The following is a 14,619-nucleotide window of genomic DNA, read 5'->3' as shown; positions in this document are numbered from 1 at the left end:
GCACACTAGCGCAAAGGGCCCGGTACAGGAGCGGGCCCGGTTTTGGAGTCGACGATGAAAGAGTGGCTGGACGAGATCAAGTGGAACAGCGACGGCCTGGTACCGGCGATCGCCCAGGACCACAAGACCGGACGCGTGCTGATGATGGCCTGGATGAACCGCGAATCGCTGGCCCTCACTGCCGCCGAGCAACGCGCCATCTACTGGTCGCGCTCACGTGGCAAGCTGTGGCGCAAGGGCGAAGAATCGGGGCATGTGCAGAAGCTGCACGAAATGCGCCTGGACTGTGATGCCGACGTGATCATCCTGATGGTCGAGCAACTGGGCCATATCGCCTGCCATACCGGCCGTGAAAGCTGCTTCTACCGCGTCTTCGAAGACGGCCAGTGGAAAACCGTCGATCCGGTGTTGAAAGACCCGGATGCCATCTACAACGCAGGACACTGACATGAGCGACACCCTCAACCGTCTGGCCGAAGTGCTCGAAGAACGCAAACAAGCGGCCCCCGACAGCTCCTACGTGGCCAGCCTGTACCACAAGGGCCTGAACAAGATCCTCGAAAAGCTGGGCGAAGAGTCCGTCGAGACCATCATTGCTGCCAAGGACGCCGCGGTCAGCAAGGATTACAGTGATGTCATCTATGAAACCGCCGACCTGTGGTTTCATAGCCTGGTCATGCTCAGTGCACTGGGCCAGCATCCACAAGCCGTGCTCGATGAACTGGAGCGCCGCTTCGGCCTTTCCGGGCACGATGAAAAGGCCGCTCGCGAGCCCTCGGCCTGACCAAATTGCATTCTAGGAGAGCACCATGGGTATTTTTGACTGGAAACACTGGATCGTCCTGCTGGTCGTCGTCGTCCTGGTGTTCGGCACCAAGAAGCTGAAGAACTTCGGCAGTGACCTTGGCGAATCGATCAAGGGCTTCCGCAAAGCCATGAACGAAGAAGAAAGCAAACCCGCCGAGCAGACCCCACCGCCTGCCCAGCCGGTACCGCCCGTACAGAACACAGCACAACAGCCACAGGGCCACACCATCGAGGGCCAGGCCCAGCCGGTCCAAGAGCCGCAGCGGAAAGACTGAACCATGTTCGGCATGAGTTTCAGCGAGTTACTGCTCGTCGGCCTGGTCGCGCTGCTGGTGCTCGGCCCTGAGCGTCTGCCCGGTGCCGCGCGCACTGCAGGGCTGTGGATCGGCCGGCTCAAGCGCAGTTTCAATTCCATCAAGATGGAAGTCGAGCGCGAAATCGGTGCCGATGACATCCGCCGCCAATTGCATAACGAGCACATCCTGCAAATGGAACAGGAAGCCAAGCGCATCCTCAACCCGCTGACGCCGCCTGCCCCGACACCCGCTGCAGTGGCCACCGAGCAGCCCGCTGCCACGCCGACATCGGTAGCGCCGGCCCCTGCAGCTGAGCAGCCCGAACAGCCTCAACCGCCGCGAGCCCCATGAGCGAAAAACCGCAAGACGACCAGCCCATGCCGCTGGTCTCGCACCTGACCGAACTGCGCACCCGCCTGCTGCGCTGCGTGGCCGCCATCTTCCTTATTTTTGCCGGGCTGTTCTCCTTCGCCCAGCAGATCTACACCTTGGTCTCGGCCCCACTGCGCGAGCACTTGCCGGCAAACGCCACGATGATTGCCACCGACGTGGCCTCGCCGTTCCTCACGCCGTTCAAGCTGACCATGATCGTTTCGCTGTTCCTGGCGATCCCGTTCATCCTGCAGCAGATCTGGGGTTTTATCGCGCCTGGCCTGTATCGCCACGAAAAGCGCATCGCCATTCCGTTGCTGGTGTCGAGCATCTTCCTGTTCTATGCCGGCATGGCCTTCGCCTACTTCCTGGTGTTCCCGCTGATCTTCGGCTTCTTCGCCAGCGCCACGCCGGAAGGTGTGTCGATGATGACCGACATTTCCAGTTATCTGGACTTCGTCATGACATTGTTCTTCGCCTTCGGTGTTGCCTTCGAGATCCCGGTAGCGGTGGTGCTGCTGGTGTGGATCGGCGTAGTCGACGTGCAATACCTGAAGAAAATCCGTCCCTACGTGATCATCGGCTGCTTCGTGGTCGGCATGATCCTGACCCCGCCCGACATCTTCTCGCAGACCTTGCTCGCCGTGCCCATGTGGCTGCTGTTCGAGATCGGCGTGCTGTGTGGCAGCCTGATCCGCAAGCGCAGCCACGCCGAAGATGACACGGCAAACGACCCCAACGACCAGCCACCAGCGACCCAGCCGTGAATCTGTTGCTTCTTGAAGAGGCCGACTTCGTGTCGGCCGACCGCGTCGTCCTTGCCGATCGGCGCTTCACCCATATGCAGGAGATTCACCGCGTGGTGGTGGGCGACAGCCTGCGCGTGGGCCGCATCAATGGCCTGATGGGCACCGCCACCGTGGTACGCCTGGCACAGCACGAAGCCGAGCTTGAAGTCGGCTTCGACCAGCCTCCGCCGGCCAAGCTGCCGCTGACCCTCGTGCTTGCCGTGCCGCGGCCGAAAATGCTGCGCCGGCTGTTCCAGACCGTCGCCACGCTGGGCGTACAGCGGTTGATCCTGGTCAACAGCTACAAGGTCGAGAAAAGCTTCTGGCAGACGCCGTTCCTCAACCCCGAGTGCATCCGCGACAACCTGATACTGGGCCTGGAACAGGCTCGCGACACGGTGCTGCCCGAGGTGGTCATCGAAAAGCGCTTCAAACCGTTCGTCGAAGACCGCCTGCCCGCCATCGTCGACGGCACCCTGGGCCTGGTTGGCCACCCCGGCCCCTACCCCGCGTGCCCGCGCGCCGTCGAAGGCCCGGTAACACTGGCCATTGGCCCCGAGGGTGGCTGGATCCCCTACGAAGTCGAACTGCTGGGCAAAGCAGGCCTGGCGCCGGTACAGTTGGGTGACCGCATCCTGCGTGTGGAAACCGCCGTAACAGCCTTGCTCTCAAGGATTTTCTGACAGGCGGGTCAGGTTTTTCCCATCAAGTTTCCCCGGCGCAGGCCGATGCCTAGGCAACACAACAATAATCTGTGCTGCCAAGTTTACCGGGGAGTCGAACATGTTCCGATGGGTTACCGAAACGCTGGGAAATGTGAGCGTCAATCGCAAACTGGGGCTGGGCTTTGGCCTGGTACTGCTACTGACCCTGGCCATCACCTTCACAGGCTGGCAAGGTATGGACAGCATCATCGACCGTGGTGACAAGCTGGGCAATATTTCGGTCATCAGTCAGGGCACCCAGGAACTGCGCATCGCGCGCCAGCATTACCAGCGCGATCGCAACGAAGCGGCGATCGGCGAACTGGAAAAAGCCCTCGCTGGCCTCGACCGCCAGATCAGCATCATGCTCGGCCAGATCGAGCAACCCGTCGATCATCAGCGCCTGCAGCAACAGCAGGAGGCCGTGCGCAAATATCAGCAAGCTTTCGCTGACCTCAAGCAGGCCGGGCAACGACGCGAAGCCAGCCGAAGCGTACTGGGTGACAGTGCCGACAAGGCAGCCGAGCTTACCAGCAGGGTCCAGGAGCGCCTGCTGCAAGCCGGCGATATCACGCCCTACCAGAGCACGGTAGAGGTAAGTGCCTTGATACAGCAAGCACGCTTCCAGGTGCGCGGCTACACCTACAGTGGTGATGCGAACTACCAGCAGACTGCGCTCAACGCCATCGACCAGGCCATGACCAACCTCAAGGCGCTACCGGCCAAGCTGCCCGCCGAATATGCCGCCAGCCTCGATGACTCGATGTCGGCCCTCGCCGCTTACCGCGATGCGGTCAACCAGTTCGGTAGCGCGCAATCGGCCAGCGATCAGGCCCTGCAAGTGATGACTGATCAAGGCACCGTGCTGATGGATAACAGCCAGAAGATGACGGTTTCACAGACAGAAGTCCGCGATGCAGGCTCGCGCAAGGCGAAGGCCCTGCTTGCCTCAGCCACGGCACTGGCGTTGGTGCTGGGCCTGCTCGCGGCCTGGGCCATCACTCGGCAGATCATCGTCCCGCTGCGCCAGACACTGGCCGCCGCCGAGCGCGTGGCCAACGGCGACCTGCGCCAGGACCTTGTGACAACCCGCCGCGACGAGTTGGGGCAGTTGCAAGCCAGCATGCAGCGCATGACCCAGGGCCTGCGCGAACTGATCGGTGGTATCGGTGACGGTGTCACGCAGATCGCCAGCGCCGCCGAAGAGCTTTCGGCGGTAACCGAACAGACCAGCGCCGGGGTCAACAATCAAAAGGTCGAAACCGACCAGGTTGCTACCGCCATGAACGAAATGGCTGCCACCGTGCATGAAGTGGCACGTAACGCTGAGCAAGCCTCTGAAGCGGCGCTCATGGCCGACCAACAGGCGCGTGAAGGTGATCGGGTTGTCAGCGAAGCCGTGGCACAAATCGAGCGCCTTGCCGGTGAAGTGGTCAACTCCAGCGAGGCGATGAACCAGCTCAAGGCCGAAAGCGACAAGATCGGCAGCGTGCTGGATGTGATCAAGTCGGTGGCCCAGCAGACCAACCTGCTGGCTCTCAATGCCGCTATCGAAGCGGCGCGGGCCGGTGAGGCCGGCCGTGGCTTCGCCGTAGTCGCCGACGAAGTGCGCAGCCTGGCGCAGCGTACCCAACAGTCCACCGAAGAGATCGAAGAGCTGATCGCCGGTTTGCAAAGCGGAACGCAGCGGGTGGCCAGCGTGATGGACGCCAGCCGCCAGCTCACCGACAGCAGCGTCGAGCTGACCCGCCGCGCGGGCACTTCACTGGAGACCATCACCCGAACCGTGTCGTCGATCCAGGCGATGAACCAGCAGATTGCCACGGCCGCCGAACAGCAGAGTGCTACCGCCGAGGAGATCAATCGCAGCGTGATCAATGTGCGGGATATCTCCGACCAGACTTCAGCGGCGAGTGAGGAGACGGCCAGCTCCAGTGTCGAGCTTGCGCGGCTGGGCACGCACCTGCAGGACCTGGTAAGGCGCTTCAGGCTGTAATCCCGTACTGGCCCCATCGCCGGCGAGCCAGCGGTGGGGCCAGTGTGGATTCCCACACGCGCTGCTGAAATTTCCTACCCAATTCTCAGGTCAAGTCCTACAAGCCTTCCGCCGATGGGCAGGGGTGTCATGCCAGCAAAACGCCGGCATGGCTCCCCTACTCAACTGGATGGAGACTTGCCATGTTCGGCTACCTCAACCGCAGGATTGGCAACATCAGCGTCGGCGCCAAGCTCGCTCTGGGTTTTGCCGTGGTACTGCTGCTCACCGTGGCCACTGCCGCCAGCGGCTGGCGCGCCCTGGACGATGCCATTACGCGCTCGGAGCAGCTCAGCGAAATTGGCCGGATCAATGATCTGGTCAAGGACCTGCGCGCCGAGCGCATCACCTACAGGGTGCTGGCCGATGATGCCAGCAAAGCGCAGATCACCCGCATCCTGCAACAACTCGACGCCATGCTGACCACGCTGCAGCAACGCAGCAGTGTCGATGAGTCGCGCCAGATGCTGGGCCAGAAGCTGCAACTGCTGCAGCGCCTGCACGAAAATTTCGCCACCTTGCAGCGCACCGTTGAAAGCCGACGTGGATTGCGCGAGGCCATGCAGGCGCAGGAGCAAAAGCTCAACGGCGTCATCGACGAACTGGAAACCCAGGCCCTGCTGAAGATGCCCGCCGACAGCCAGCAAAGCGGCCTGCTGGGCCTGATGGACAGCCTCACCCGGCATGTGGACGGCGCCAACCAGCAAAGCCTGGTGCCGGCGTACACCTTTGTGCCGCTGGAGGACTTCGCCAAGGTTGGCCAGGCAGCGCTGGACGCTGCCGACAAAAGCCTGGGGCAGCTGATCCAGGCCCTTGCCCCCTTGGGCCTTTCGCGTGCAGTGATGGAGCAACCCGGCGTGGAACTGGGGAAATACCGCGCCAGCCTCGAGCAGTACCGACGCGCCGCCCTGAGTGTCGAGCAGTTGCAGAACGACATGGAGCAGATGGGCAACGAACTGCGTGCTGTGAGCCTGGAGTTGAGTAAAAGGAAGGTCGAGCAGCGCGACAGCGAAGCACTGGCCGCCCGCTCGCTGTTGACCAGTGTTGCGGTGCTGGCCTTGCTGGTGGGCGTAGCGGCCGGCTGGCTGATCACCTTGCAGATCACCCAGCCGCTACGCCAGACCCTGGCGGTGGCAGCACGCATCGCCCGGGGTGACCTGAGCCAGGTGGAGCCTGTGGATCGTCGTGACGAAATGGGCCAGTTGCAGGCCAGCATGCAGGAAATGACCCTGAGCCTGCGCGAGCTGATCGGCGGTATCGATCAAGGCGTCGGCCATCTGTCACAGGCCGCCACGCAACTGGCAGCCAGCAGCGAGGACACCAAGCTGCGCATCAGCCAGCAACGCGACGAAACCGATCAGGTCGCCACTGCCATGAACCAGATGAGCGCCACGGTCCAGGAAGTAGCGCAGAACGCCGAACAAGCTTCATTGGCGGCAACCAACGCCGACCAGCAGGCCCAGCAGGGCGATCAGGTGGTGACCGAGGCCATAGGCCGTATCGAGCAACTGGCCAGGCAAATGGACGATTGCCTGGCGGCAATGCAGCATTTGGCGGGCGAAAGCCAGCGAATCGGCAGCATTCTCGATGTGATCAAATCGGTCTCCGAGCAAACCAACCTGTTGGCGTTAAACGCCGCCATCGAAGCCGCCAGAGCTGGTGAGGCCGGGCGTGGCTTTGCCGTGGTGGCTGACGAAGTTCGCGGCTTGGCCCAACGCACGCAGCAGTCCACGGAGGAGATCGAGCAATTGATCGAAAGCTTGCACAGCGGCACCGACGAGGTGACCAGCCTGCTCGACAACAGCAAGCGCCTGACCGAGCAAAGTGTCGAGCTGAGCCGCAAGGCCGGGGATGCCTTGAGCCAGATCACCGACACGGTGTCGAGTATCCAGGGCATGAACCAGCAGATTGCCACGGCGAGCGAGGAACAGAGTGTAGTGGCCGAACAGATAAACCGCAGTGTAATAAGCGTGCGCGATGCGTCGGACCAGACCAGTGCGGCCAGTGAACAAACGGCAGCTTCAAGCGGCGAGCTGGAGCACCTGGGGCAGCAGCTGCGAGGGATGGTCGGGCGTTTCAGCCTCTGAAAGCTTCAAGCCACAAGCTAAAGCCGAACGCCATGGACCGTCCATCACCGCTCGGCTTGTAGCTTGTAGCTTGTAGCTTGTAGCTTGTAGCTTGTAGCTTGTAGCTTGTAGCTTGTAGCTTGTAGCTTGTAGCTTGCTGCTGCTTTCAGAGCACCTGGCGCAGGAACGCTTGCGCCCGCGGATCCTTCGGCGAGGCAAAGAACGCCGCAGGAGCCGAATCTTCCAGCAACTTGCCGTGATCGAAGAACAGCACGCGGTCGGCCACTTCGCGGGCAAAGCCCATTTCATGGGTCACGCAGACCATGGTCATGCCTTCCTGGGCCAAGGTCTTCATCACGTCCAATACTTCACCGACCATTTCCGGGTCGAGCGCCGAGGTCGGCTCGTCGAACAGCATCACCTTAGGCTCCATTGCCAGCGCACGGGCAATCGCCACCCGTTGTTGCTGACCACCGGAAAGCCGCGACGGGTACTCATTGGCCTTCTCCGAGATACCTACCTTTTCCAGCAACGCCCGCGCCTTGGCCTCACGCTCGGCCTTACCACGCTTGCGCACGACCTTTTGCGCCAGGCACAGGTTCTCCAGCACCGTCATGTGCGGGAACAGGTTGAAATGCTGGAACACCATGCCGACTTCGCGGCGGTAGGCATTGATGTCGGTTTTCGGGTCTTCCAACCGCAGCCCGTTGATGGCCACATGGCCCTCGTCGAAATGCTCCAGGCCGTTGAGGCAGCGCAGGAACGTAGACTTGCCGGACCCCGACGGGCCAAGCACCACGACCACTTCACCCTTGGCTACCTGGGTGGTGACGTTGTCCACCGCACGCACTACCTGGCCTCGGGTGTCGAACACTTTCAAAAGGTCACGGACTTCAATCACTTTGCGCAAGCCTCCGCTCGAGCCGGCTGGCCAAATGCGACAGCGGCAGGTTGATCAGCAGGTACAGGCCTGCCACGCAGAACCAGATCTCGAATGTCGAGAACGACGTGGTGATGGCCTCACGGCCGCTCTTGGTCAGTTCGGTGATGGCGATCACCGAGACCAGCGAGGTGTCCTTGACCAGGCTGATGAACTGCCCGGCCAGCGGAGGCAGTACGCGCTTGAAGGCCTGCGGCAGGATCACGTGGCGCATCGACTGGCTGGCGTTAAGGCCGAGCGAGCGGGCTGCCTCATTCTGCCCCTTGGCGATCGACTGCACGCCGGCACGCACGATCTCGGCCACGTAAGCACCGGTGAACAGCGCCAGCGCCGCCACCCCGGCGAACTCACGGGACAGGTTGAGCACGGTACCGATGAAGAAGTAGAAGATGAAAATCTGCACCAGCAGCGGAGTGCCGCGCACCAGTTCGACATAGACGGTTGAAAGGTCGCGCAGGGTCGGGTTGTTCGACAACCGGCACAACCCGGCAAACAGGCCGATCACCAGGCCCAACGCGCCGGACACCACCGAGATCCACAAGGTGGTCCACAGGCCCCAGGCCAGTGGGCCAGCAGCCCAGTGACGGGTGACGCCGACCTGATCACCTTCGGCCACATCGTCACCGCGGCTCAGTTGCAGGCTGTCCTTGGCCACATCGAGCACCTGCTCACCGCCGTTCTCATCCTTGAGCGTAACGCGGGCGTTATCGCCAGAGACGACGATGTCCTGCACCGTGCCGTAATCGCTGGCACGCTGCACGTCCTCGGCCTTGTAGGCAAAGTATTGTGGTACGCGGTTCCAGCGCCACTCGTAGGAAATCATCGAGGTAGCCAGGTACAGGCTGATCGCCAGGCCCACCAGAACCAGCGCCGTCAGCGCATGCCAGGGCCATTGGGCTTTCTTGTGTTTGATCACGGGGTTACTCCAGAAAGCGGCAAGCCGCAAGCTACAAGCTGCAAGGAAAACCAGACCGCGTATGGGCCCACCTCCCTTAGCAGCTTGCAGCTTGCGGCTTGAAGCTACTTCTTATTCCATTTCCTTCAGCCAGTCCTTGTTCTTGAACCACTTGTCGTGGATACGATCGTAGGTCCCGTCGTGCTTGATCTGGTGCAGGAAGTTGTTGATGAAGTTGATGCTGTCGTAATCGCCCTTCTTCAAGCCGAAAGCCAGCGGCTCGTAGGTGAAGGGTTCTTCGAGGAACAGCAGCTTGCCGGCACCGGCCTTATCGACCGCCACCACGTTGTACGGCGCATCGTAAACAAAGGCATCAGCCTTGCCGTTGACCACGTCCATCACCGCTTCCTGCTCGTTGTCGTAGCCGTGGTAAGTGGCCTTGGCGATCAGCTTTTTGGCGACCATTTCGCCGGTGGTACCGAGCTTGGAGGTGATGCGGTACTTCTCGTTGTTCAGGTCTTTGTACGACTTGATCTCGCCCGCCAGATCTTTGCGGATCAGCAGGGTCTGGCCAACCACGATGAAGGGTTCGCTGAAATTCAGGCGCAGGTTGCGTTCCTGGGTTAGGGTCATGCCGCTGCCGATCATGTCGAACTTGTCGGTCAGCAGTGCCGGGATGATGCCGTCATAGGCGGTGGAGACGGTCTCCAGCTTGACGCCCATGGATTTGGCCATGGCTTTGAGGATATCGACTTCGAAGCCGATGATCTCGCCGCGCTTGTTGGTCATCTGGAACGGCATGTAGGTCGGGTCCATGCCCACCCGCAAAGTACCGCGTTTGACCGCGTCGTCGATGGCACCGGCCTGGGCCGAGGCCACCGCGACCAGCGCCGTGACGCCGACCAGCAGTCGCGAAAGGTATTTCTTCATCATCACCAAGTCCCCTAGCAAGAAAAGTAGCGAATCTTATTGTTGGCACGGCCGTACCGGCCGGCGTGGCTTATCGGAGAGGGATGCTAACGCATGGCGGCCCTGGGACCTAGAGCCGGGGGGGACTTTGTTGGCCAAAATCCGAGGGGATGAGAAAGATTGGAAAACCCTGTCGCCGGCAAGCCGGCGAAAGGGCCGCATAGCGGCCCCAGAGTCGGTCAGGCGCCAACCAGGCTAGGTTGTGCCTCGTTCGCCGGGTGCAACGGCAACAACGGCGAATGTGGGTCGTTGTTGATCGATGCACGCCACACGTCGATCCAGGCGGCATTGTGCTCGGCCCATACCTGCGCATGCAGGCGCGCCAAGGCGACCGGGTCGCTCAGCAAGGCAAGGCGAGTACCCAGGTCCAGCCCCTTGGGCCCGACCTCGATCGCTTTGGCAAGGCGCTCGGCGCGCATCGCCTCGATCGGTGCTGCCTGGCCATGACGGGCAGTGGCCATGGCACAGGCCAGGGCGTTCTGCCGAGGGTCGACCACAGCGCGGACAAAGCCGTCGTGCAGGGCGTGCCAGCGGTTCTCGTGGGTGTACTGGTCGGTGGCGAGCAGCTCCTGGGGTGTTGCGTACTCCTCAGGGATCAGGAACAGCTTCTCGTCCTTGGCTGCCAAGCCCAGGCGTGTACGGCTGGATATCACCGAAACCGGGATCGACAGCACCAGCGAACCAACGATCGGCGCCAGCCACCACAGGAAGCTCGGGTTCAGCCACGCCACCAGCGCCGCCCAGGCAATACCCAAAAGGGTTTGCGGGCCATGGCGACGTACCGCCTCGCTCCACGGGGTGGAGTCGTCGTCGCGCTGCGGCGAGTTCCAGGTCGCAGCCCAGCCGAGGAATGCGGCCAGCACGAACCGGGTGTGGAAGATCATCCGCACTGGCGCCAGCAGCATGGAGAACAGCATCTCCATCAGCATCGACAGGGTGACCTTGATCCGCCCGCCAAACTCGACCGCGCCCTTGGCCCAGATCAGGATGATACTGAGCAGCTTGGGCAGGAACAGCAGCACGATGGTGGTGGAGAACAGCGCCACAGCCTTCTCCGGGTGCCACTGCGGCCACAGCGGGTAGAGCTGGTACGGCTCGATGAAGTATTGCGGCTCCATCAGCGTGTTGGTTGCCAGCAGCGCGGTCGACAGCACCAGGAAGAAGAACCACAGCGGCGCCGACAGGTAAGACATCACGCCCGTGAGGAACACCGCACGGTGCACCGGGTGCATGCCCTTGACCAGGAACAGGCGGAAGTTCATCAGGTTGCCGTGGCACCAGCGGCGGTCGCGCTTGAGCTCGTCGAGCAGGTTCGGCGGCAGCTCTTCATAGCTGCCCGGCAGGTCATAGGCAATCCACACGCCCCAGCCGGCACGGCGCATCAGCGCCGCTTCGACGAAGTCGTGGGAAAGGATCGCGCCAGCGAAGGCGCCCTTGCCCGGCAACGGCGCCAAGGCGCAGTGCTCGATGAAAGGCTTCATGCGGATGATCGCGTTGTGCCCCCAGTAGTGCGACTCGCCCAGTTGCCAGAAGTGCAGGCCGGCGGTGAACAGCGGGCCGTACACGCGGGTGGCGAACTGCTGCATGCGTGCATACAGCGTGTCCATACCCGACGCTTTGGGCGCAGTCTGGATGATGCCTGCGTCCGGGTTGGCCTCCATCAGGCGTACCAGGCTGCTCAGGCACTCGCCACTCATGACGCTGTCGGCGTCGAGCACGACCATGTACTTGTATTCGCCACCCCAGCGACGGCAGAAGTCGTCGAGGTTGCCGCTCTTGCGCTTCACGCGACGGCGGCGGCGGCGGTAGAAGATGCGGCCGAAGCCTTTGGTCTCACGGCACACGTCCAGCCAGGCCTGTTGCTCGGCCACGGCAATGTCAGTGTCGTTGGTATCGCTGAGCACGAAGAAGTCGAAACGGTCGAGGTTGCCGCTGGCTGCGACCGACTCGAATGTCGCCCGCAACCCTGCGAACACGCGCGGCACGTCTTCGTTGCAAATAGGCATCACCAGCGCGGTACGTGCTTCAGGGGCGATCGGCTCGCTACCGGCACTGCTGCCGGAGATACGGTATTTGTCACGGCCGGTGAGCAGCTCGAGGAAGCCCATCAGCGCGGTCCAGAAACCCGCCGACACCCAACAGAAAAGGATACCGAAGAGGATCAGGATGGACGTCTGCAACGCATACGGCCATACCTGCACCACTGTGTCCCACAGCGGCTGATTGACCACTTCGTCGAGGTCGACGAACGACCAGCCCTGGTAAGGCAGGATACCTTTCATGTACCAGCCGGCGACGAGCGTCTGGCCGATCATGAGGGTCAGCAGGATATAGCGGCGGATCGAGCCGACCGTGCGCCAGCGCGCCGGAGGCAGCTCGCGCTTGGGCGGCTGCGGCGCGTTGGTACGGCCGGTCATGCGCCGCCACATGCGGATCAGCACATTGGTGCGCCATGGCTCGGGCACGACCCGGGTACGCTTGATCGGCGGTGCGATCTTCAGGCAAAGCCGGCCGCTGCCGTCGACGCCGAGCATCTCGGCATCTTCCAGTTCGGCCGCGCTACCTACAGTCAGGCGCGGGCCCACCGAGGCCTGCACGGCCTCGGTGGTGGTGGCGGTCGCATTGCCCGCCAGACGTTGGTGCAACTCACTGAACGAGGTGCAACTGGCGAGTTCCGCGCGCTGCTCATCGCTCAGTGGGAGGTGGGCCAGGTACTCGCCAAGCGATTCCGGCCTTGCGCTTGAGTTACTCATCGGCAGGCAACTGATAGCTCCAGGTCTCGGTCAGCACTTTTTCGGTGGTGGCCGGGGTCCCGTTGGTGGATGCCGCATCGGCGGCAGGTTGTTCGGCATTGGCAGATTGCTCGGCCTTGGCGGCTTTTTCAGCCTTGCCATGCTTGGCAGCGGTCTTGTCGTGCTTGGCTTCTTCGGCAGGCTTGGCCGCTTCGACCGGCACGTCGCGAACAAGTGCGGCACGCATCTCGGTAGCCTTGTTGGCCTCCTTGATCTTCATCCGCAGGGTCAGGCGCCAGCCCTTGGTCTCTGGGTTATAGCGCAGATTGTTCTCGACCACCTCTGCGTTGTCGCCGACGCTGATCTGGCTTCGTACTGCGGCGTCTTCCGGCAGGGCGGCCAAGGCCGGGCCGGCGAAGTCGACTAGGAACGCTACGCTACCGTCTGGTTGACGGATCAGGTTGGACTGCTTGACGTCACCGGTGGAACGCATGGTCTGGGTAACCGAACCCAGCTCCTGGGCCTGGAAACGCGACTCGTCGATGGTCCAGTGCATGCGGTAGTCGTACTCGAACGGTTTGCCCGGCTCCGGCAGGGTTTCCGGGCTCCAGAAGGCAACGATATTGTCGTTGGTTTCGTCGGCAGTCGGGATCTCGACCAGATCGACGGTGCCTTTGCCCCAGTCGCCCTTAGGCTCGATCCAGGCGCTCGGACGCTTCTGGTAGTTGTCGTCGAGGTCTTCGTAATCCTTGAAATCGCGATGACGCTGCATCAGGCCGAAACCACGCGGGTTCTCGACGCTGAAGTTGCTCACCGACAGGTGTTTGGGGTTGTTCAGCGGGCGCCACAGCCACTCGCCGTTACCGGCGTGGATCGACAGGCCTTCGGAATCATGCAGGGCCGGACGATAGTTCATGACCTTGGAGGGCTGGTTAGGGCCGAACAGGTACATGCTGGTAAGCGGCGCGATGCCCAGACGGCTGACGTGATCACGCAGGAACACGCGGGACTGCACATCGACCACGGTATCGTTGCCGGGGCGCAGGATCAGCTTGTAGGCACCGGTTGAACGCGGCGAATCCAGCAAGGCGTAGATCACCAGGTGCTTGTCGGCCGGCTTGGGTTTCTCGACCCAGAATTCGGTGAACCGCGGGAACTCTTCGCCCGACGGCAGCGCGGTGTCGATGGCCAGGCCACGGGCCGACAGGCCGTACACATGCCCTTTGCCGACCACACGGAAATAACTGGCCCCAAGCAGGGTCATGATTTCATCCTGCTTGTCGGCCTTGTTGATCGGGTAAAGCACGCGGAAACCGGCGTAGCCCAGGTTTTTGGTGGTTTCCGGATCGTGGGGCACGTCGCCGAACTCGAAACGGCTCGGGTCGTACTTGATTTCCTCGACGGTGGTGGCGGTGACTTCGTTGATTTTCACCGGCGTGTCGAAGTGCATGCCCTGGTGGTAGAAGGACAGCTTGAACGGCGTCTTGTCCTTGGCCCACTCGGCCTTTTCCTGCAGGAAGCGAATCTTCTGGTAGTCGGCGAACTTCATGTCGCGGAAGACTGCCGGCAGATTGCTTTTCGGTGCTTCGTACTTCTGGCCGGCGAGATCCTTTGCCTTGGCTGCAACATCGTCAAGATTGAATGCCCACAGCTGGCCCGCGCTCATCAGGCCGACCAGTGCGGCACTGGCCATCAGGGCCTTGCGCAGCCGATTGCCGGGGATTCTAGATGCTTTATGGGGACTAACAATCACGAGCAACCCTCGCCGAAAACAGATCATGAAACCAACGGCCAGCGACAAATGCCGGGTTGGCGAGCACTGTTCGGACCCCGTGAGGGCGTAATGATTCCCCAAACGGTTCCAGACAATGCTCGAGTCAGAGTAAAACGAACCTGCGAACGCAGGCCCTAACAGCGCGCGATTATCCAGCAGGATGCGTTACAACGCATCAGGCTGGATCAACTATTTATCGTACAAAACACCTTGTTTCGCGCAACCAAGGCCGTTTTTTCCT

The 14,619-nt window shown here is 61.9% G+C and carries 13 protein-coding genes; 8 read left to right on the top strand and 5 right to left on the bottom strand.

The annotated features are described in order from the left end of the window. The first annotated feature begins 54 nt into the window (after nt 1–54). The 8 genes from hisI (at nt 55) to ACW4TB_RS01135 (ending at nt 7,089) form a co-directional block, all read left to right on the top strand. Nucleotides 55–447: a phosphoribosyl-AMP cyclohydrolase gene (gene hisI, locus ACW4TB_RS01170; RefSeq protein WP_012312393.1), complete on the top strand. Its 393-nt coding sequence runs from the start codon at nt 55–57 to the stop codon at nt 445–447. Between the two features lies 1 nt (nt 448). Continuing rightward, nucleotides 449–784: a phosphoribosyl-ATP diphosphatase gene (locus ACW4TB_RS01165; RefSeq protein ID WP_012312392.1), complete on the top strand. Its 336-nt coding sequence runs from the start codon at nt 449–451 to the stop codon at nt 782–784. 25 nt (nt 785–809) lie between these two features. Further along, complete coding sequence (locus ACW4TB_RS01160) at nt 810–1,082, top strand: twin-arginine translocase TatA/TatE family subunit (RefSeq protein WP_012312391.1); 273 nt, start codon at nt 810–812, stop codon at nt 1,080–1,082. Nucleotides 1,083–1,085: 3 nt separating this feature from the next. Then, entirely contained in the window at nt 1,086–1,454 is a 369-nt protein-coding gene (tatB, locus tag ACW4TB_RS01155; RefSeq protein ID WP_012312390.1) for a Sec-independent protein translocase protein TatB, read from the top strand. Then, nucleotides 1,451–2,242: a twin-arginine translocase subunit TatC gene (gene tatC / locus ACW4TB_RS01150; protein ID WP_012312389.1), complete on the top strand. Its 792-nt coding sequence runs from the start codon at nt 1,451–1,453 to the stop codon at nt 2,240–2,242. Before tatB ends, tatC begins: the two co-directional genes overlap by 4 nt. Then, entirely contained in the window at nt 2,239–2,946 is a 708-nt protein-coding gene (locus tag ACW4TB_RS01145; RefSeq protein ID WP_012312388.1) for a 16S rRNA (uracil(1498)-N(3))-methyltransferase, read from the top strand. Before tatC ends, ACW4TB_RS01145 begins: the two co-directional genes overlap by 4 nt. Before the next feature lie 100 nt (nt 2,947–3,046). After that, entirely contained in the window at nt 3,047–4,963 is a 1,917-nt protein-coding gene (locus tag ACW4TB_RS01140) for a methyl-accepting chemotaxis protein (RefSeq protein ID WP_012312387.1), read from the top strand. 182 nt (nt 4,964–5,145) lie between these two features. Beyond that, on the top strand, nt 5,146–7,089 hold the full coding sequence (locus ACW4TB_RS01135; protein ID WP_012312386.1) for a methyl-accepting chemotaxis protein: 1,944 nt from the start codon (nt 5,146–5,148) through the stop codon (nt 7,087–7,089). Between the two features lie 145 nt (nt 7,090–7,234). Here the strand turns inward: ACW4TB_RS01135 and ACW4TB_RS01130 are convergent, their stop codons facing one another. From ACW4TB_RS01130 to ACW4TB_RS01110, 5 genes are all read right to left on the bottom strand, one after another. After that, entirely contained in the window at nt 7,235–7,969 is a 735-nt protein-coding gene (locus ACW4TB_RS01130; protein ID WP_012312385.1) for an amino acid ABC transporter ATP-binding protein, read from the bottom strand. Continuing rightward, the gene (locus ACW4TB_RS01125; protein WP_012312384.1) at nt 7,962–8,924 is read right to left on the bottom strand and encodes an amino acid ABC transporter permease; all 963 of its coding nucleotides are present in this window, start codon (nt 8,922–8,924) and stop codon (nt 7,962–7,964) included. Before ACW4TB_RS01125 ends, ACW4TB_RS01130 begins: the two co-directional genes overlap by 8 nt. Nucleotides 8,925–9,035: 111 nt before the next feature. Next, entirely contained in the window at nt 9,036–9,836 is an 801-nt protein-coding gene (locus ACW4TB_RS01120) for a transporter substrate-binding domain-containing protein (RefSeq protein ID WP_012312383.1), read from the bottom strand. 215 nt (nt 9,837–10,051) lie between these two features. Next, the gene (gene mdoH, locus ACW4TB_RS01115) at nt 10,052–12,625 is read right to left on the bottom strand and encodes a glucans biosynthesis glucosyltransferase MdoH (RefSeq protein WP_012312382.1); all 2,574 of its coding nucleotides are present in this window, start codon (nt 12,623–12,625) and stop codon (nt 10,052–10,054) included. Then, nucleotides 12,618–14,297, bottom strand: coding sequence for a glucan biosynthesis protein G (locus tag ACW4TB_RS01110; protein WP_042111094.1), 1,680 nt, complete (start codon nt 14,295–14,297; stop codon nt 12,618–12,620). Before ACW4TB_RS01110 ends, mdoH begins: the two co-directional genes overlap by 8 nt. Nucleotides 14,298–14,619: the final 322 nt, after the last annotated feature.

The sequence above is a fragment of the Lelliottia jeotgali genome (assembly GCF_977070485.1).
Note: the sequence above shows the minus strand (reverse complement) of the source record. Positions and strands in the feature narration are given on the sequence as shown.